The sequence below is a fragment of the Streptomyces roseicoloratus genome (assembly GCF_004117935.1).
GTDB lineage: Bacteria > Actinomycetota > Actinomycetes > Streptomycetales > Streptomycetaceae > Streptomyces > Streptomyces roseicoloratus.
In genome coordinates this window covers 70,421-88,324 of the sequence record NZ_SDOY01000173.1, presented here as the reverse complement: position 1 = coordinate 88,324, position 17,904 = coordinate 70,421, and the positions used below count along the sequence as shown (strand labels likewise).

Genomic DNA, 17,904 nt, shown 5'->3' with positions numbered 1-17,904 from the left:
TCCGGGTGAACGGTGCTCGTTGGAGTGTTGCGACCAGGGGACGGATGGACCGCGCAGTGCGGGGCTACGAACGCCAGGAGAGCCACCGAGCTGAAGACGACCATCTTTCGCGGTTCGAAGCCGAGATGGACCGGCTGAAGAAGGAGCGAGAGAAGGCCGTCCAGCACGCCGAGGACCTCGGGTACCAGGTCGAGGTGTTGCGCGCCAAGCTCCACGAGGCGCGCCGCACCATCGCGTCCCGGCCCGCCTACGACAGCGCGGACATCGGCTACCAGGCCGAACAGATGCTGCGGAACGCGCAGATGCAGGCCGAGCAGCTGCGCCAGGACGCCGAGCGCGAACTGCGCGAGGCCCGCGCCCAGACCCAGCGCATCCTCCAGGAGCACGCCGAGCAGCAGGCCCGGCTCCAGGCCGAGCTGCACACGGAGGCGGTGCAGCGCCGCCAGCAGCTCGACCAGGAGCTGAACGAGCGCCGCCAGACCGTCGAGTCGCACGTCAACGAGAACGTGGCGTGGGCCGAACAGCTGCGTGCCCGTACCGAGTCCCAGGCCCGCCGCCTGATGGAGGAGTCCCGCGCCGAGGCCGAGCAGTCGCTGGCCGCCGCGCGCGCCGAGGCCGCCCGCATCGCCGAGGAGACCCGTCGCCGGGTCGGTTCCGAGGCGGAGGCGGCCCGGGCCGAGGCCGAAGCGATTCTGCTGCGGGCCCGCAAGGACGCCGAGCGGCTGCTCGCCGCCGCGTCGAGCCAGGCCGAGGAGGCCACCAGCCACGCCGAGCGGCTGCGTTCCTCCACCACCGCCGAGACCGACCAGGCCCGCCGTGAGGCCGCCGAGCTGTCCCGTACGGCCGAGGTGCGCGTCCAGGAGGCCGAGCTGAAGCTGCGCGAGGCCCGGGTCGAGGCCGAGCGCACCCTCGCCGAGGCCAAGGAGGCCGCGGCCAAGCAGCTCGCGAGCGCCGAGTCCGTCAACGAGCAGCGCACCCGCACCGCCAAGTCGGAGATCGCGCGGCTCGTCGGCGAGGCCACCAAGGAGGCCGAGAGCCTCAAGGAGCAGGCCGAGGAGAAGCTCCGCGAGGCCACCGCCCAGGCCGAGAAGCTGGTCTCGGAGGCCGCCGAGAAGGCCCGTACGGTCGCCGCCGAGGACTCCGCCGCCGCGCTCGCCAAGGCCGCCCGCAACGCCGAGGAGATCCTGAGCAAGGCGTCCGAGGACGCCCAGGAGACCACCCGGAAGGCCTCCGAGGAGGCGGAGCGGATCCGCCGCGAGGCGGAGGCCGAGGCCGACCGGCTGCGTTCGCGGGCCGAGGAGCAGGCCGACGAACTGCTCGGCTCGGCGAAGGACGACACCAAGGAGTACCGCGCCAAGACGGTCGAGCTGCAGGAGGAGGCGCGCCGGCTGCGCGGCGAGGCCGAGCAGCTGCGCGCCGAGGCCGTCGCCGAGGGCGAGCGGATCCGCGGCGAGGCCCGCCGCGAGGCCGTGGGGCAGATCGAGGAGGCGGCGAAGACCGCCGAGGAGCTGCTGACCAAGGCCCGCAAGGACGCCGACGAGCTGCGGACGAGCGCGGGCGCGGAGAGCGAGCGGGTCCGCGGCGAGGCCATGGAGCGCGCCCAGACCCTGCGCACCCAGGCCGAGGAGACCCTGGAGCGCACCCGGGCCGAGGCGGAGCGGATGCGCGCCGAGGCCGAGGAGCAGGCCGAGTCGGTCCGGGAGGCCGCCGAGGCCGCCGCCACGGCGCTGCGCGAGGAGGCCGAGCGGGCCGCCGAGGCGCGGAAGGCGGAGGCCGCCGACGAGCTGGCCCGGCTGCACACCGAGGCGGAGACGAAGCTGGCGTCGGCCGGCGAGGAGCTGACGGACGCGCGGGCCGAGGGCGAGCGGATCCGGCGGGAGGCCGCGGAGGAGTCCGAGCGGCTGCGCACCGAGTCCGCCGAGCGGATCCGCACCCTCCGGGCGCAGGCCGAGGAGGAGGCCGAGCGGCTGCGGACGGAGGCGGCGGCGGACGCGTCCACCGCCCGTTCCGAGGCCGAGGCCGCCGCCACCGCGCTGCGCGAGGAGACCGCCGCCGAGGCCGAGCGGCTGAAGTCGGAGGCGCAGGAGGCCGCCGACCGGATGCGCGCCGAGGCCGCCGCCGCCGCCGAGCGGGTCGCCGCGGAGGCCGCGGAGGCGCTGGCCGCCGCCCAGGAGGAGGCCAACCGGCGCCGCCGCGAGGCGGAGGAGACGCTGGACTCGGCCCGTACCGAGGCCGGCCGCGAGCGTGAGCTGGCCCGCGAGCAGAGCGAGGAGCTGCTGGCCTCGGCCCGCAAGCGGGTCGAGGAGGCACAGGCCGAGGCGCAGCGTCTGGTCGAGGAGGCGGACGCCCGCGCGACCGAGATGGTGTCGGCCGCCGAGACCACCGCGCAGGAGGTACGGGACGCGGTCTCGGGTCTGCGCGAGACGGCCGAGGAGGAGATCGCCGGGCTGCGCAGCGCGGCCGAGCACGCGGCGGAGCGCACGCGGACCGAGGCGCAGGAGGAGGCGGACCGGGTCCGCGCCGACGCGTACGAGGAGCGGGAGCGGGCCACCGAGGACGCCAACCGCATCCGGGAGCGGGCTCAGGAGGAGTCCGAGGCGGCGAAGGCGCTGGCCGAGCGGACGGTCACGGAAGCCCTGGCCGAGGCGGAGAAGCTGCGGGCGGACACCGCCGAGTACGCCCAGCGGGTACGGACCGAGGCGACCGACGCGCTGGCGTCGGCCGAGCAGGACGCGGCCCGCACCCGCGCGGACGCCCGCGAGGACGCCAACCGGATCCGTTCGGAGGCGGCGGCGCAGGGCGAGAAGGTCGTCGGCGAGGCGACGGCGGAGGCCGAGCGGATCGCCGACGAGGCGGAGCGGCTCCTGGCGGAGGCCGAGCAGGTCAGGGCGGACGGCGTGGCGGAGGCCGACGCGCTGCGGGCGGCCGCCCGCGCCGACGGCGAACAGGTCCTCGACGAGGCCCGCAAGGCCGCCGACAAGCGCCGCGCCGACGCCGCCGAACAGGCCGACACCCTCATCACCGAAGCGACCGCCGAGGCCGAGCGGCTCACCGCCGAGGCGGCCGAGCTGCTGGAGTCGACCGAGCAGGAGGCCCAGCGGATCCGCGCCGAGGCCGAGCAGGTCAAGGTGGACGGCGAGGCGCACGCGCAGGCGCTGCGCAGTGCCGCGCTCGCGGACGCCGACCGGATCCTGGACGAGGCCCGCAAGGCCGCGGACAAGCGGCGCGCGGACGCGGCGGAGCAGGCGGACGGCCTGGTCGCCGAGGCGGTCGCCGAGGCGGAGCGGATCGCCGAGGAGGCGGCCCGGGTGAAGGCGGACGCCGAGGCGGCGGCCGAGGAGATGCGTTCCGAGGCGCGGGCCGAGGCCGACCGCACGCTCGACGAGGCCCGCGAGGCCGGGGCGAAGAAGCGGGCGGACGCCGCCGAGCAGGCCGACCAGCTGATGGCCAAGGCCCAGGAGGAGGCGCTGCGCGCCACCGCCGAGGCCGAGGAGCAGGCGGACACGATGGTGGGTGCGGCCCGCAAGGAGGCGGAGCGGATCGTCGCCGAGGCCACCATCGAGGGCAACTCGCTGGTGGAGAAGGCCCGTACGGACGCCGACGAGCTGCTGGTCGAGGCGCGCAGCGACGCGACCGCCATAAGGGAGCGGGCGGAGGAGCTGCGTTCCCGCGTCGAGAGCGAGATCGAGGACCTGCACGAGCGGGCGCGGCGCGAGACGGCCGAGCAGATGAAGACGGCCGGCGAGCGCGTCGACAAGCTGGTGAAGGCCGCGGAGGAGCAGCGCGCCGAGGCGGCGGAGAAGGCCAGGGAGCTGGTCTCGGAGGCGACTTCGGAGGCGAGCAAGGTCCGCATCGCCGCGGTGAAGAAGGCCGAGGCGCTCCTCAAGGAGGCCGAGCAGAAGAAGGCCTCGCTGGTCGCGGAGGGCGAGCGGCTGAAGGCGGAGGCCGAGGGGATCCGGGCGGAGGCCGAGCGCGAGGCGGAGGAGACCGTCTCGGAGGGCAAGCGCGAGCTGGACGTCCTGGTGCGCAGGCGCGAGGACATCAATGCCGAGATCTCCCGTGTCCAGGACGTGCTCGAGGCGTTGGAGTCTTTCGAGACGCCGTCAGCGGGTGCGAAGTCCGACGGCGGCCGGGACGGGGTCAAGGCGGGCGCGTCCGCGGGGTCCACTCGTTCGGGGGGCAAGTCCTCCGACGGCTAGCCACTCAAAAGGCTGGACATTCTCCAGATCAAACGGGCATACGCTCGATGACACGCCGCTTCGACCCCTAGGATTCCCTCTAACACCTCACCGGTCTCATTCGACAGGAACCCCATGAGCGACACTTCCTCCCCCTTCGGCTTCGAGCTCGTGCGGCGTGGTTACGACCGCGGTCAGGTGGACGACCGCATTACCAAGCTCGTCGCCGACCGTGACAGTGCTCTGGCCCGAATCACCTCTCTGGAAAAGCGGATCGAGGAGCTGCACCTCGAAACGCAGAACGCCCAGGCCCAGGTCACCGACGCCGAGCCGTCGTACGCCGGTCTCGGTGCTCGCGTCGAGAAGATCCTCCGGCTCGCCGAGGAGGAGGCGAAGGACCTGCGCGAGGAGGCCCGTCGCGCCGCCGAGCAGCACCGTGAGCTGGCCGAGTCCGCGGCCCAGCAGGTCCGCAACGACGCCGAGTCGTTCGCGGCCGAGCGCAAGGCGAAGGCCGAGGACGAGGGCGTCCGGATCGTCGAGAAGGCCCAGGGCGAGGCGAACTCGCTGCGCGCCGAGGCGCAGAAGGACGCCCAGTCGAAGCGCGAGGAGGCGGACGCCCTCTTCGAGGAGACCCGCGCCAAGGCCGCCCAGGCCGCCGCGGACTTCGAGACCAACCTGGCCAAGCGCCGCGAGCAGTCGGAGCGCGACCTGGCCTCGCGTCAGGCGAAGGCCGAGAAGCGTCTCGCGGAGATCGAGCACCGGGCCGAGCAGCTGCGCCTGGAGGCGGAGAAGCTGCGGACGGACGCGGAGCGCCGGGCCCGTCAGACGGTGGAGACCGCGCAGCGCCAGGCCGAGGACATCGTGGCCGACGCCAACGCCAAGGCGGACCGCATCCGCAGCGAATCGGAGCGCGAGCTGGCGGCGCTGACGAACCGCCGCGACTCGATCAACGCCCAGCTGACCAACGTCCGCGAGATGCTGGCCACGCTGACCGGTGCCGCGGTGGCCGCGGCCGGTTCGCCGATCGACGACGAGCGCACCGCGGGCGTCCCGGCGCAGCAGACCCGCTGACCCGTTCCGCCCGTCGTCCTGCCGGCCGCGCCCTGCCGGTCCGTCGGCCCGTCGCAGCCGACGCCCTTACGGGCGCGCCCGAAAGTTCGAAAACCCCCTGCCATTCCGGTGGCGGGGGGTTTCGCGCACCCGTAGGTTGGTACGCATGATCGAGCTTGAGGGCCTCACCAAGCGGTTCGGAGCGAAGACGGCGGTCGACCATCTCAGCTTCACCGTACGGCCGGGGGTGGTCACCGGCTTCCTGGGACCTAACGGGGCGGGCAAGTCGACCACGATGCGGATGATGCTGGACCTGGACAACCCGACGAGCGGGACGGTCCGGATCGACGGCCGGCACTACCGGGAGCTGCAGGAGCCGTTGAAGTACATCGGGGCGCTGCTCGATGCCAAGGCGATGCACGGCGGCCGCTCCGCGTACAACAACCTTCTGTGTCTGGCCCAGTCGAACCGCATTCCGGAGCGGCGGGTCGGCGAGGTGCTCGACCTGGTCGGTCTGACGGCGGTCGCGAAGAAGAAGTCGAAGGGCTTCTCGCTCGGCATGGGGCAACGGCTGGGAATCGCCTCCGCGCTGCTGGGTGATCCCGAGATCCTGATGTTCGACGAACCCGTCAATGGTCTGGACCCCGAGGGAATTCACTGGATCCGCAATCTGATGAAGAGACTCGCGGCGGAGGGCCGGACGATCTTCGTTTCCAGCCATCTGATGAGTGAAATGGCGCTGACGGCCGATCATCTGATCGTGATCGGGCAGGGAAAGCTCCTTGCCGACACGTCGATGGCGGATTTCATCCAGCGGAATTCCCGGAGTTACGTACGGCTGCGCTCCCCGCAGCAGGAACGCCTGCGGGACCTGCTCCACGCGAACGGGTTCGTCGCGGTCGAGGCCGGCGGCGGGACGCTCGAGGTGGACGGCGCGACGACGGAGAAGCTGGGCGAGCTGGCGGCCGCGCACCAGATCGTGCTGCACGAGCTGAGCGCCCAGCGGGCCTCGCTCGAAGAGGCGTTCATGCAGATGACGGCGGGCGCGGTGGAGTACCACGCGCACGGCACGGACATTCACGGCGGCGGCGACGGACCGGCCGGGCCCCGGTGGGGCGAGACCTTCGAGGGAGTCTGATCGATGGCAGCGGCATCCGCGGTCCTCCAGTCGGAATGGACCAAGATCCGGACGGTCTCGTCGACCGTGTGGACGCTGGCGAGCGCGCTGGTCGTCACAGTGGCGATGAGCGCGGCCCTGTCCGCGCTGCTGAACGCCACCTTCGACGACCTGTCGGAGCTGGAGCGGGCGACCTTCGACCCGACCTTCGTGAGCTTTTCCGGGATGGTGCTCGGGCAGCTGGCGATGGTGGTGTTCGGCGTCCTGGTGGTGGGCACCGAGTACTCCTCGGGCATGATCCGGACCTCGCTCGCGGCCGTCCCGCAGCGGGCCGCCTTCCTCTTCTCGAAGATCGCGGTGGCCGGCGCGCTCGCGCTGCTCGTCGGCATGGTGACGAGCTTCCTGTCCTTCTTCCTCGGCCAGGCCCTGCTCGGCGAGCACCGCACGACGCTCGGCGCGGACAACGTGCTGCGGGCGGTGGTCGGCGCCGGCCTCTACATGACGCTGATCGCGCTGTTCTCGATGGGCGTGGCCACGATGCTGCGCTCCTCGATGCTGTCGCTCGGCATCCTCGTACCGTTCTTCTTCCTGATCTCGCAGATCCTGTCGGCCGTGCCGAAGGCCAAGGAGGTCGCCCGCTACTTCCCGGACCAGGCGGGCTCCAAGATCATGCAGGTGGTGCCGGAGGCGCTGGGCTCGGAGAAGGCCCCGTACGGCCCGTGGGGCGGCCTCGGGATCATGCTGGTCTGGGTGGCGGCGGCGCTGGCCGGCGGCTACCTGGTCCTGAAGCGCCGCGACGCCTGAACGGGCCCGGGACGGCTCCTCCGGGCTGTCTCGGGCCTGCGTCCGTCGTCTCGGGGCCTGTCCCGGAGGCCGTCTCGGGGCCTGTCCCGGAGGCCGTCTCGGGGCCTGTCCCGGAGGCCGTCTCGGGGCCTGTCCCGGAGTCGTCTCATGGCCGCCCCGAGAAGGCCCCGACACCGTCTCGGGGCGGCCCCCGGTCTTCCCCTGACCTTTCCCGGATCACGATCCGCAGGTCGGCGGAACCGTCAACGGCTGGATAAGCTCCTACCTCATACGGGGGGCTCCGGCCGCCGGCCGTCACGCCCCGAGAAACACCCGACCATGTCGATGGGGCTGCAGAATGATCGAGGCAGTCGGCCTGACGAAGCGCTACGGCGCCAAGACAGCCGTGTACAACCTTTCCTTCCAGGTGAGACCGGGCCATGTGACCGGCTTCCTGGGCCCCAACGGCTCGGGCAAGTCGACCACCATGCGCATGATCCTGGGGCTCGACCGGCCGACCTCCGGTCACGTCACGATCGGCGGGCATCCGTTCCGCCAGCTGCCGAACGCTCCGCGCCAGGTCGGCGCGCTGCTCGACGCGAAGGCGGTGCACGGCGGCCGCAGCGCCCGCAGCCACCTGCTCTCGCTCGCCCAGCTGGCCGGCATCCCGGCCCAGCGGGTGGACGAGGTGCTCGGCGTGGTCGGCCTGCAGGACGTGGCCAAGCGCCGCTCCAAGGGCTTCTCGCTCGGCATGGGCCAGCGCCTCGGCATCGCGGCGGCGCTGCTCGGCGACCCGCAGGTGCTGCTCTTCGACGAGCCGGTGAACGGCCTCGACCCCGAGGGCATCCTCTGGGTGCGCAACCTGATGAAGAAGCTGGCCGCCGAGGGCCGGACCGTCTTCGTCTCCAGCCACCTCATGAGCGAGATGGCGCTGACCGCCGACCACCTGATCGTGATCGGCCGCGGGCAGCTGCTCGCGGACATGAGCGTCAAGGACTTCATCTCCGCGAACTCGGCCGACTTCGCCCGGGTGCGCACCCCGCACACCGAGCCGCAGCAGCGCGAGAAGCTGACGACGGTGCTCACCGAGGCCGGCGGCCAGGTGATGCCGGAGCCGGACGGCGCGCTGCGCGTGACCGGCCTGCCGCTGCCGCGGATCAGCGACCTGGCGCACGACGCGGACGTCCGGCTGTGGGAGCTGTCCCCGCACCAGGCCTCGCTGGAGGAGGCGTACATGCGGATGACGCAGGGCGCCGTCGACTACCGCTCCACCGACGACCGGCTGGCCCACCTCCAGCCGCCGATGCCGCCCCACCAGCTGCCGCAGCCGCCGCAGTACGTGGTGCCCGAGGTGCCGCAGCAGGGCTGGTACGCCCCGCCGCCGCCCGGACAGAACCCGTACGCCGCCCCGCAGAACCCGCAGCACCCGCAGAACCCGCAGGCGCAGGGCCCGAACACCGAGGACGCCCGATGACGACCCCGCACTCGTACGTCTCCCCCATCCCCGTGCGCAAGGCACACCTCGGGGACGCGCTCACGTCGGAGTGGACCAAGATCCGCTCGGTGCGCTCCACGATCTGGACCCTCGGGATCATGGTCCTGCTGATGCTCGGCATCGGGATCGGCGTCGGCGCGCTCGTGGCGGCGTCCGACGTGTCCACCGAGGGCGAGACGGCGCTCGGCCTCGGTTTCTTCGGTGTGCTGCTCGGCTCGATCTGCGTGATCACGCTCGGCGTGCTGACGATCGCTTCGGAGTACGGCACGGGCATGATCCGCACCACCCTGACGGCCTGCCCGAGCCGTGCGCGGGTGCTCGCGGCGAAGGCGATCGTCTTCTTCCTGCTCGTCTTCGCCATCACCACGGTGACCGCGGCCCTGGTGGGTCTGGCCGACGTGGCCATGGTCGACGCCGCCGAGCCGACGGGCGAGGAGTGGTTGCGGGCCACGGTCGGCGTCGGGCTGTTCGTCGCGCTGCTCGGGCTGGTGTCGCTGGGCGTCGGCGCGATCATCCGGCACTCGGCGGGCGCGATCACGATCATGATCGGTGTGCTGCTGCTGCCGCTGGTGGCGGCCATGTTCATGTTCGCGGAGTCGCTGCGCTCGACGCGCGAGTGGTTCCTCGAGTACGCGATCCCGAGCCAGCTGATCGCGCTGTACGCGGGCAAGTCGACGGTGACCATGAGCGGTCCCGCGGGCTGGGACCCGGTGTGGATCATGGCGGTCCTGGCGGCCGCGGTGCTGGGCGGCGCGTTCGCGCTGATCAACAGCAGGGACGTCTGAGGGACGTCCGGGAGAGCGCCGGTCCGGGCCGCTCCGCCGGACGGGCCGCGGGGGCGGCCGGTCACGGGGACGGCTCGGGGGGCGCTCAGTAGCGAGGCGCGTTGCGGGACCGCTGCACCCGGGTGGTGCGGCGGTCCTTCGCGTTCCAGCAGGCCTTGTGCCAGTGGCGGCGGTCGTCGACGCCGCCGTACTCGGGCCAGGCCACCAGGTGCGGCGCGCCGGGCGGGATCTCCTGGTCGCAGCCGGGACAGCGGTAGCGCTTGCCGGGCGCGCTGGCGCCGGCGACGTGGCGCACGCACCACTCCTCGCCCTGCCAGGTCTCCGTGCTCTGCACGCCGCCGTACCGGTCGCCCGGCTCGCTCTGCCACGCGGACCGGTCGCCGCCTCGCGGGCGGTTGTGGCGCGGGGACACTTCGGCACCTCGCTCGGGGTCGGGAACACGGACGGTTCCGTCCAGCGTACGGGCCGCGACGGGGTGGCCCGGCACCGGTCCCACGGCGGATCAGCGGAAAATCGCAAGAACTTCATGACGGGCCGTTGCCTTTGGCACGTGTCAGGCGTTGTTGCCGGTACGAGGGGACGCGCGGCGGGAAGTCCGCGCGGGGGAGACCGCGCCGGCCGCGAGGAGGCAGAAGCGATGCGCGTGGGTACGTTCGTGCTGGCCGCCCAGTTTCCGGGCCAGGGTCAGGGAGAGGCGCTGCACCGGGCGGTGCGGACCGCCGAGGTCGCCGAGGAGGCGGGCCTCGACGCGGTCTGGCTGGCCGAGCACCACTTCGTGCCGTACGGGGTGTGTCCGTCGGCCGTCACCCTGGCCGCCCTGATCCTGGGCCGCACCCGACGGCTCCGGGTCGGTACGGCGGTCAGCGTGCTGCCGACCGTGCACCCGGTGGCGCTGGGCGAGCAGGCGGCCCTGCTCCACGTGACCTCGGGCGGCAGGTTCACCCTCGGGGTGGGCCGGGGCGGTCCGTGGGTGGACCTGGAGGTGTTCGGCGCGGGGCTCCGCGCGTACGAGAACGGCTTCCCCGAGTCGCTCGACCTGCTGCTGCGCTGGCTGCGCGAGCCCCGGGTGGGCGCCCAGGGGGAACGATTCGCTTTCCGCGAGGTCGCCGTCGTCCCGGCTCCCGGCGAGCTGATCGGCGGGCCCGCCGCACCGGAGGTGGTGGTCGCCTGCACGTCGGCGAACAGCGTGCGGCTCGCGGCCGAGCGCGGGCTGCCGATGCTGCTCGGGATGCACTGCGGTGACGAGGACAAGGCCGAGATGGTGGCCTGCTGGGAGCGGGCCGCGCGGGAGGCCGGGCGCGACCCGGACGAGATCGCGCGGATCGGCGCCGGGCACGTCTCGGCGGGCGTGGTCCAGCTCGCGGACCGGACCGCGGACGCGGCGGAGGCCCTCGTGAAGGCGATGCCGGGCTGGCTGAAGCAGGGCCTGGACGCCCATGTGACGGTGGACGGCCGGTACCGGGCGATGCGCGATCCGGTCGCGTACACGGAACTGCTGTGCGGACTGCACCCGGTGGGCACGCCCCGGGTCGCGGCGGACCGGCTCGCGGCGACCTCCGAGCGCACGGGCATCACCCGCTTCGCGCTGCTCGCGGAGGGCTCCGGCGATCTCGCCGCCACGGAGGAGAACGTACGTCGCCTGGGCAGCGAGGTGCTCCCGCTGCTCGTCTGACTTCGCGCGGGACCGGCGGGCGGGGCGGAGCCGGTGGCGCTGCGTGGGGGGAGGCCGCATGGGTGGGCTGGGACCGTGACGCCGCTCCGCGACTCATCGCTCTCCCGCGATGCGGAGCGGCGGCACCAGGCCTGTCAGCAGTCGCGCAGTTCCGGCGACTGGTTGAGGAGCTGCGCCCGTACGGAGGTGAAGCGGGCGAGCCGCTCGTCGACCGTCGGGTCCAGGGGGAAGACCGCCACGCGGTGGCAGTTCTGGAAGGCGAGTCGTACCCCGAAGTGCCGCTGCAGCGCACCACGGATGGCATCGCTCGCGAGGGCGCGCAGCAGCTGACCACGTGCCTGCTCGTCCGGCGGCGGCGTCTGGTTGTCGGCGAAGTCTCCGCCGTCGACCTTCAGCTGTGCCACCAGAGAGCTGATCATCTCCCATGCGTAGGGCAGGGAGGTCCGGACGCAGTCGACGAAGTCGGCTTCGTCGACCTCGCCTCGCTCGGCCTGTTCCAACAGCGCCGGTGAGACGTCGAGCGACATGGGTTCTCCTCTCGCGACCCCGCAGGGCGGGGTCTTGCGGGCAGGGCCAGGTGGCCGCACCGCACACGCAGCGTGCCCGGACGACGACCTCCTGTCCTCCACGTTAAGCGTCCGCTCCTGCCCGCACCAGGAGAATGGGCGCACAACCGGCCAATAAGTGACGGGGGTTGGGCGCACTCCGGGCGGACGGCGGCGGACGTCCGGCGCCCGAATCGCGTGGAGGCGTGTCGGTCTTGTAGCGTTGCGGACCATGCGTCTCGTCATTGCCCGCTGTTCCGTGGACTACGCGGGCCGGCTCACGGCCCACCTGCCCTCCGCCCCCCGTCTGATCCTGGTCAAGGCCGACGGCAGCGTCTCGATCCACGCGGACGACCGGGCGTACAAACCGCTGAACTGGATGTCCCCGCCGTGCACGCTCAAGGAAGACCTCGACGGCGCCGCCGGTGAGGCCGGGGCGGCCGCCGTGTGGACGGTGATCAACAAAGCGGGCGAGAAACTGATCATCACGATGGAGGAGATCCTCCACGACTCCTCGCACGAGCTGGGTGTCGACCCGGGTCTGATCAAGGACGGTGTGGAGGCCCACCTCCAGGAGCTGCTCGCCGACCGCATCGAGACGCTGGGCGAGGGCTGGACGCTGGTCCGCCGCGAGTACCCGACGGCCATCGGCCCGGTGGACATCCTGTGCCGCGACTCCGCCGGCGGCACGGTCGCGGTGGAGATCAAGCGGCGCGGCGAGATCGACGGCGTCGAGCAGCTGACCCGCTATCTGGAGCTGCTCAACCGCGACCCGCACCTGGCGCCGGTGAAGGGCATCTTCGCCGCCCAGGAGATCAAGCCGCAGGCGCGCGTGCTCGCGAACGACCGCGGGATCGACTGCGTGGTGCTCGACTACGACGCCCTGCGCGGCATCGAGGACGACAAGCTGCGACTGTTCTGACGTCCGGTACGGCGGTACGGGGAGGGGCCCGGGTGCGAGGGATCGCGCCCGGGCCCTTCGCCGTACGGGGTCAGGCGGCGGGGCTGCCGCTGGCGGAGCCGGCGGTCTCCGAGCCGGCGGTCTCGGAGCCGGCGGTCTCGGAGCCGGCGGTCTCGGAGCGGGAGGCGCTGGCGGAGTTGCTGGGGCTTTCGCCGGTGGCCGTGCCGGTGGGCGTGGGCGTGCCGGTCTCGGTCGGCGGGGGCGTGGACTCCGTCGGTGGGGGTGTGGTGCCCGTCGGCGCGGGCGACGTGCGCGTCGGCGAGGTGGTCGGCTTCGGCGGCTTCGTCGTCGCCGAAGGGCTCGGGCTCGTGCTGCCGGTCGCCGAGGGCGAGCCCGACGGGGACGGGCTGCCCGTGGTGTTCGTGGCGCCCGGGGTGGGCGTGCCGGTGGCGGTCGGGGAGGCCGGGCCGGTGGGGCCGCCGGTGGCGTCGTCGGTGGGTTCGGTCTCGCCGTCCTCGCCGTCGTCGAGGGTGTCGTCCTGGCTCGCGGTGGTGTCGGAGGTCACCCGGCCGGTGCCGCCCGGGTCCTCGCCGTCGCCCGAGGTGGCGCCGAGGGTGACGACGGTGCCGAGGACGGCGACGAGCAGGGCGCCGGCGCCGACGGCCGCCAGGTTGCGGCGGGCTCCGTCGAGGATGCCCTTGCGCAGGCCCTTCCGCTCGCCCTCCCGGTCCTGGTCCTGGTTCTCGTTCTTGCCCGGGTCCTTGGGGCGGTGCGGGCCGGAGACGACGGTCGCGGGCTCGTCGGGGAAGGCCGCGAAGGCGTCGAGCGAGGCCTTGGAGGCGACCGGGGGCATCGGCCGGGCCGGGGTCGGCGGGGCGAGGTCGGGGAAGGCGGGCTTCGCGGGGAGCGCGCCGGCGGTGGGGATGCCTCGCGGGGACGAGGCGGGGCCGTCCCGGCGCGGGAGCGCGGGAGGCCGGGGCGCCGGCGGCAGCGCGGCGGTGGGCGCGGTGGCGGACACGGGCGCCGCGGGGGCGGCGGGAAGCGCGGGCGTGGCGGGCGCGGGTTCGGCGGGCGCGGTCTCGCCGGTGAGGTCGGCGACGAGGGCGAGGGCGCGGCGGCCGGCGACGGTGCCGCGCTTGTCGGCGAGGGCGCCGCGCAGGGCGATGGAGGCCTCGAGTTCGGCGCGGGCCCGCTGGAGGCTGCCGCGGCAGAGCGCGAGGACGCCCAACTCGTGGTGGAACCAGGCTTCTTCGGCGACCTCACCGGTCAGCCGTGCGGCCTCCTGGCCGCCGCGCAGGGCCCGCTCCCAGGCGCTCCAGTGGAGGCCGGCGGCGAAGGCGGGCGCGGCGGCACGGGCGAGCAGGACGGCGGTCGCCTTGTGCTCGGAGGTGGTGCCGGGGACCAGTGCGGCGAGGGCGGCCAGCAGCGAGTCGGCCTCGGCGGTGGCGCGTTCGGGGCTGACGGAGGGGTGTCCGGCCCACCAGGCGTAGTGCTGGGCGACGGCGTGGACGCGGGCGATGGCGTCGGTCTCGTAGCGCTGGGCGACGAGCTGGGTGAGGACGCCGGCGGCGAGGCGGTAGCGGGTGCCGACCGGGGAGAGCAGTCCGCAGGCCATGAGTTCGCCGACGGCGGCGTCGGCGTGGGTGTCGCCGACCAGCGCGGGCAGGTGGGCCTGGTGCGGGACCTCGCCGCCGAGGGCGACGGCGAACCGCAGCGTGTCCTGGGCGGCGCGGCTGAGCCGGGAGGCGAGCAGCACGGCGGGGGCGGCGCCCTCGCCGAGGCTGGGCAGCGGTATGTCGCGCAGTTCGACGTCCGGGTCGTCGGCGGAGGGTGGCGGGTCGGCGGGCGCGGGGGCGCCCGAGGGGCCGAAGGCCTCTTCGAGGGCGCCGAAGGCGTCGAACTCGGCGGGGCCGACGCGGAGCCGGTCGCGCTGCCGGAGCAGGGCGCCGGCCTGCACGAAGCGGAGCGGCAGCCCCTCGGACTCGAACCAGAGGTCGCCCGCCCAGTTGATTTCGTCGTCGGTGAGGGCGCGGCCGGTGGCGTGCCCCAGGAGTTCGACGGCGGCGGCGCGGCTGAGCCCGGTCAGGGCGAGTTCCTCGAGTCCGGCGTCGGCGGAGGCGGCGGGCGTGTCGGGGGCGGCGGCGAAGAGGAAGGCGCAGTCGGGGGTGGCGGCGAGCAGTTCGTCGAGGGAGGCGCCGCCGAACTCCAGGTCGTCGACGAGGACGATGGCGCCGATGCCGCGGACCTCCAGGAGGAGTTCCTCGCGGTCGGGCCGGAAGCCGGGGGCGTGCTGGACGGCGTGGAAGAGCTCGTACAGCAGGTCGGTGGGCGTGCGGTGGTGTCCGGAGAGCCGGACGACGCCGTCGGGCGCGACGTCGGCGCATTCGGCGGCGACGGCGTCGAGGAGCCGGGTGCGGCCGGAGCCGGCCGGGCCGGTGATCCGGGCGGAGCGGCCGCGGGTGAGGTGCCCGACGAGGGTGTCGCGCTGTTCCTGCCGTTCGAGGAGCGGGAGGGCGGGTGCCGCGGGGCCCGGCGGTACGGGCGGGGTGGCGGCGCGGGCGGTCTCGGCGCGCTCCTGGGCGGTGCGGCGGCGGGGCGCCGGGGGCTGCTCGCCGGGCGGGCACACCTCGATCTCGCTGCCGTCGAGGGGGTTGACGGTGAGCAGGAGGCCGCCGGAGACCAGACGGGCGGTGCGCACGCGGGCGGGGGCGGTGGACACGGGCGCGGGTGCGGCGAGACCGGGGCGTGCGTCCTCGCCCTCGGTGTCGTGACCGTACTCCTCCGGTCCCCGGTTGATCGGGTCCATGGTCCAAGCTCCCATGCGGCGGGCGATGTGCAGGCGAGCCGACCCTAGACGGTTGTCCGGGCCCCGTGAACATCCGGGGGGCTGTGGAGACCAAGACGTCACGGTCTTGTGAGGATTGGGTGTGACGCCTGGTTCGCACAGGTGCTTCACAGGCTCGTGGTGTGCCCGTGACATATGCGCCCTCTGTGCGCCACGGGACTCGTCGGAGTCGCCGCGGCCGCCGGAGCCGGACGGGACACCGGATCCACCGCGTGCGGGTGCCGGGCGTGCTCGCGGTCAGACGCGGGGCAGGGACTCCGCGGCGAGGCCGCCCTCGATCGCGAGGATGCGGTGCAGCCGGGTGGCGACGAGCAGGCGCTGCATCTGGGGCGGCACCCCGCGCAGGACCAGGCGGCGGCCGCAGCGGCCGGCCCGGCGGTGGACGCCCATGATGACGCCGAGTCCGGTGGCGTCCCAGGAGTCGAGGCCGGTCAGGTCGAGCACGAGGTCGCCGACTCCGTCGTCGACGGCCGTGTGCAGGACCGTTCGGGCGTCCGCCGCGCTGCGGACGTCGAGGCGGCCCCCGACGACCAGCTCGGCGTGGTCGCCCCTGATGTGCATATGCGCTCCCCGAGAGTGCTCCGTGTCGTGTGCCCGTCTACGCAACGTTGACTGCCACTTCGGCAGAAGCGTTGCGCCTTGTAAGCGAACCGATATCGAAATTCACCCCTGGGGGCGATGGTGCCGGGGCGGTCGGACCCCTGTGCGTCATCGGAACGCCACCCCGGCCCGTGCCCGGCCGGGGTGTCGGCGCCATCCCGGCCGGTGTGCGGCCGCGATGTCAGTACGTGTAGAAGCCCTGCCCGCTCTTGCGGCCGATGTCACCCGCGTCCACCATCCGGCGCATCAGCTCCGGCGGCGCGAACTTCTCGTCCTGGGTCTCGGTGTAGATGTTGCCGGTGGCGTTGACCAGGATGTCGACGCCGGTGAGGTCCGCGGTGGCGAGCGGGCCCATGGCGTGCCCGAAGCCGAGCTTGCAGGCGATGTCGATGTCCTCGGCGGTGGCCACGCCCGACTCGTAGAGCTTGGCGGCCTCGACGACGAGCGCCGAGATGAGGCGGGTGGTGACGAAGCCGGCCACGTCGCGGTTGACGACGATGCAGGTCTTGCCGACGGACTCGGCGAACTCGCGCGCGGTGGCGAGGGTCTCGTCGCTGGTCTTGTAGCCGCGGACGAGCTCGACGAGCTGCATCATCGGGACCGGCGAGAAGAAGTGGACGCCGACGACCGACTCCGGGCGCTCCGTCACCGCGGCGATCTTGGTGATCGGGATGGCGGAGGTGTTGGAGGCGAGGACCGCACCGTCCTTGGCGATCTTGTCGAGGGAGCGGAAGATCTCGTGCTTGACCTCCAGCTTCTCGAAGACGGCCTCGACGACGATGTCGGCGTCGGCGACCGCGTCGAGCTCGGTCGTGGCGGTGATCCGCCCGAGCGCGGCCTCGGCGTCGGCGGCGCCCAGCTTGCCCTTGGCGACGAAGCGCTCGTACGAGGTCTTGATGGCGTCGGTGCCTCGGGTCAGGGCGGCATCGGTGACGTCGCGCAGGACGACGTCCCAGCCGGCCTGGGCCGAGACCTGCGCGATGCCGGACCCCATGAGTCCGGCTCCGATGACGGCGAGCTTCCTGGCCACGTCTTCCACCCCTCATCGCCTTGACGGCAGTTCACTTCTGGCTCTTCGGCGGAGATTAGCGGGCGGGGGGCGCTATGTGACCGCGAAGTAAGCCACGTCACGCCGGGTTTGACGGACGTCACACTCACGACACCCCGGAAGCGGGCACACGTCGTCCCTCGGGCGGACATCCCGGACAGCTCGGGCGGCCGTGACGCCGGTCACTCCGGCGGGACCGGGTCAGCCGGAGGCGCGGACCGCGTAGTCGAGGACCTTGTCGCTCAGCAGGTCCTCGATCTCGTCGAGCAGGTCGAGCGCCTCGCGGGAGACCTCGGTCGCCTTGCGCCCCGCGGTCATCTCGCCGCTGATGAACTCCACCACGGCGCCCTGGATCCAGGAGATCTGGCCGCCGACGAGCAGCGGCATCGGGTCGCCGGGGCCGGCTCCGACCTCCTCGCGCAGGGCGGCGACGGTGGTCTCGCGGACCTGCTGCTGGAGGGCGAGGAGCCGGGCCTGGAGGGTGGGCGCCTCGTCGATCACCCGCATGAAGCCGGCGTACCCGTCCATCAGGCCGTACGCGGGCGAGACGGCGGCGACGTGGCCGCGGATCTCGCGCAGTACGGCCCGCGCGGCGGACTCCCCCGCGTCCCGGCCCCGGATCATCCGGGCGAGGCGGTGGACGACGCCCTCCATGCGGTCGAGGAACAGGTCCTCCTTGGCCGGGAAGTAGTTGTACACGGTGTTGACGGAGACGTCGGCGGCCTCGGCGATCTCGGCCACGGTGACGGCCGCGAAGCCGCGTTCGAGGAAGAGCCCGGTCGCGATGTCCGAGATCCGCTGTTTCGTCTGGCGCTTCTTGCGCTCCCTCAGCCCTTCGGTCACGCGACCATCGTAGACGCCCTGGAATTTTGGTGACATTGCAAA

General features: G+C 73.3%; 14 protein-coding genes. 8 read left to right on the top strand and 6 right to left on the bottom strand.

Annotated features, from left to right (window positions below):
- Positions 1–44: 44 nt before the first annotated feature.
- The 6 genes from scy (at position 45) to ESG85_RS31930 (ending at position 9,408) form a co-directional block, all read left to right on the top strand.
- The gene (gene scy / locus ESG85_RS31960) at positions 45–4,199 is read left to right on the top strand and encodes a polarized growth protein Scy (RefSeq protein ID WP_281288104.1); all 4,155 of its coding nucleotides are present in this window, start codon (positions 45–47) and stop codon (positions 4,197–4,199) included.
- A 114-nt stretch (positions 4,200–4,313) separates the two neighbouring features.
- Positions 4,314–5,249 carry a coiled-coil domain-containing protein gene (locus ESG85_RS31955; RefSeq protein ID WP_128984664.1) on the top strand — a complete coding sequence of 312 codons (936 nt, stop codon included), beginning with the start codon at positions 4,314–4,316 and terminating at the stop codon, positions 5,247–5,249.
- A gap of 145 nt (positions 5,250–5,394) precedes the next feature.
- On the top strand, positions 5,395–6,366 hold the full coding sequence (locus ESG85_RS31950) for an ABC transporter ATP-binding protein (protein WP_128984663.1): 972 nt from the start codon (positions 5,395–5,397) through the stop codon (positions 6,364–6,366).
- Positions 6,367–6,369: 3 nt separating this feature from the next.
- On the top strand, positions 6,370–7,149 hold the full coding sequence (locus tag ESG85_RS31945; RefSeq protein ID WP_128984662.1) for an ABC transporter permease: 780 nt from the start codon (positions 6,370–6,372) through the stop codon (positions 7,147–7,149).
- A gap of 337 nt (positions 7,150–7,486) precedes the next feature.
- Positions 7,487–8,602, top strand: coding sequence for an ATP-binding cassette domain-containing protein (locus ESG85_RS31935; protein ID WP_181019175.1), 1,116 nt, complete (start codon positions 7,487–7,489; stop codon positions 8,600–8,602).
- Positions 8,599–9,408, top strand: a complete 810-nt coding sequence (locus ESG85_RS31930) for an ABC-2 transporter permease (RefSeq protein ID WP_128984660.1) — start codon at positions 8,599–8,601, stop codon at positions 9,406–9,408. Before ESG85_RS31935 ends, ESG85_RS31930 begins: the two co-directional genes overlap by 4 nt.
- Before the next feature lie 85 nt (positions 9,409–9,493).
- On the opposite strand, the gene ESG85_RS31925 is transcribed toward ESG85_RS31930, so the two are convergent.
- Positions 9,494–9,820: an ATP/GTP-binding protein gene (locus tag ESG85_RS31925; protein WP_128984659.1), complete on the bottom strand. Its 327-nt coding sequence runs from the start codon at positions 9,818–9,820 to the stop codon at positions 9,494–9,496.
- A gap of 225 nt (positions 9,821–10,045) precedes the next feature.
- Between ESG85_RS31925 and ESG85_RS31920 the strand changes: the two genes are divergently transcribed.
- The gene (locus tag ESG85_RS31920) at positions 10,046–11,080 is read left to right on the top strand and encodes an LLM class flavin-dependent oxidoreductase (protein WP_128984658.1); all 1,035 of its coding nucleotides are present in this window, start codon (positions 10,046–10,048) and stop codon (positions 11,078–11,080) included.
- A 134-nt stretch (positions 11,081–11,214) separates the two neighbouring features.
- On the opposite strand, the gene ESG85_RS31915 is transcribed toward ESG85_RS31920, so the two are convergent.
- Positions 11,215–11,607, bottom strand: coding sequence for an SCO5389 family protein (locus ESG85_RS31915; RefSeq protein ID WP_128984657.1), 393 nt, complete (start codon positions 11,605–11,607; stop codon positions 11,215–11,217).
- 250 nt (positions 11,608–11,857) lie between these two features.
- Here ESG85_RS31915 and nucS point away from each other — a divergent pair, with 250 nt between their 5' ends.
- On the top strand, positions 11,858–12,547 hold the full coding sequence (nucS, locus tag ESG85_RS31910) for an endonuclease NucS (protein ID WP_181019174.1): 690 nt from the start codon (positions 11,858–11,860) through the stop codon (positions 12,545–12,547).
- A gap of 70 nt (positions 12,548–12,617) precedes the next feature.
- Here the strand turns inward: nucS and ESG85_RS31905 are convergent, their stop codons facing one another.
- From ESG85_RS31905 to ESG85_RS31890, 4 genes are all read right to left on the bottom strand, one after another.
- Positions 12,618–15,332 carry an ATP-binding protein gene (locus ESG85_RS31905; RefSeq protein WP_181019173.1) on the bottom strand — a complete coding sequence of 905 codons (2,715 nt, stop codon included), beginning with the start codon at positions 15,330–15,332 and terminating at the stop codon, positions 12,618–12,620.
- Positions 15,333–15,608: 276 nt separating this feature from the next.
- Positions 15,609–15,932: an STAS domain-containing protein gene (locus ESG85_RS31900; protein WP_128984655.1), complete on the bottom strand. Its 324-nt coding sequence runs from the start codon at positions 15,930–15,932 to the stop codon at positions 15,609–15,611.
- Between the two features lie 220 nt (positions 15,933–16,152).
- Positions 16,153–17,001, bottom strand: a complete 849-nt coding sequence (locus ESG85_RS31895; RefSeq protein WP_128984654.1) for a 3-hydroxyacyl-CoA dehydrogenase family protein — start codon at positions 16,999–17,001, stop codon at positions 16,153–16,155.
- Positions 17,002–17,220: 219 nt separating this feature from the next.
- On the bottom strand, positions 17,221–17,862 hold the full coding sequence (locus ESG85_RS31890; RefSeq protein ID WP_128984653.1) for a TetR/AcrR family transcriptional regulator: 642 nt from the start codon (positions 17,860–17,862) through the stop codon (positions 17,221–17,223).
- Between the last annotated feature and the right edge of the window lie 42 nt (positions 17,863–17,904).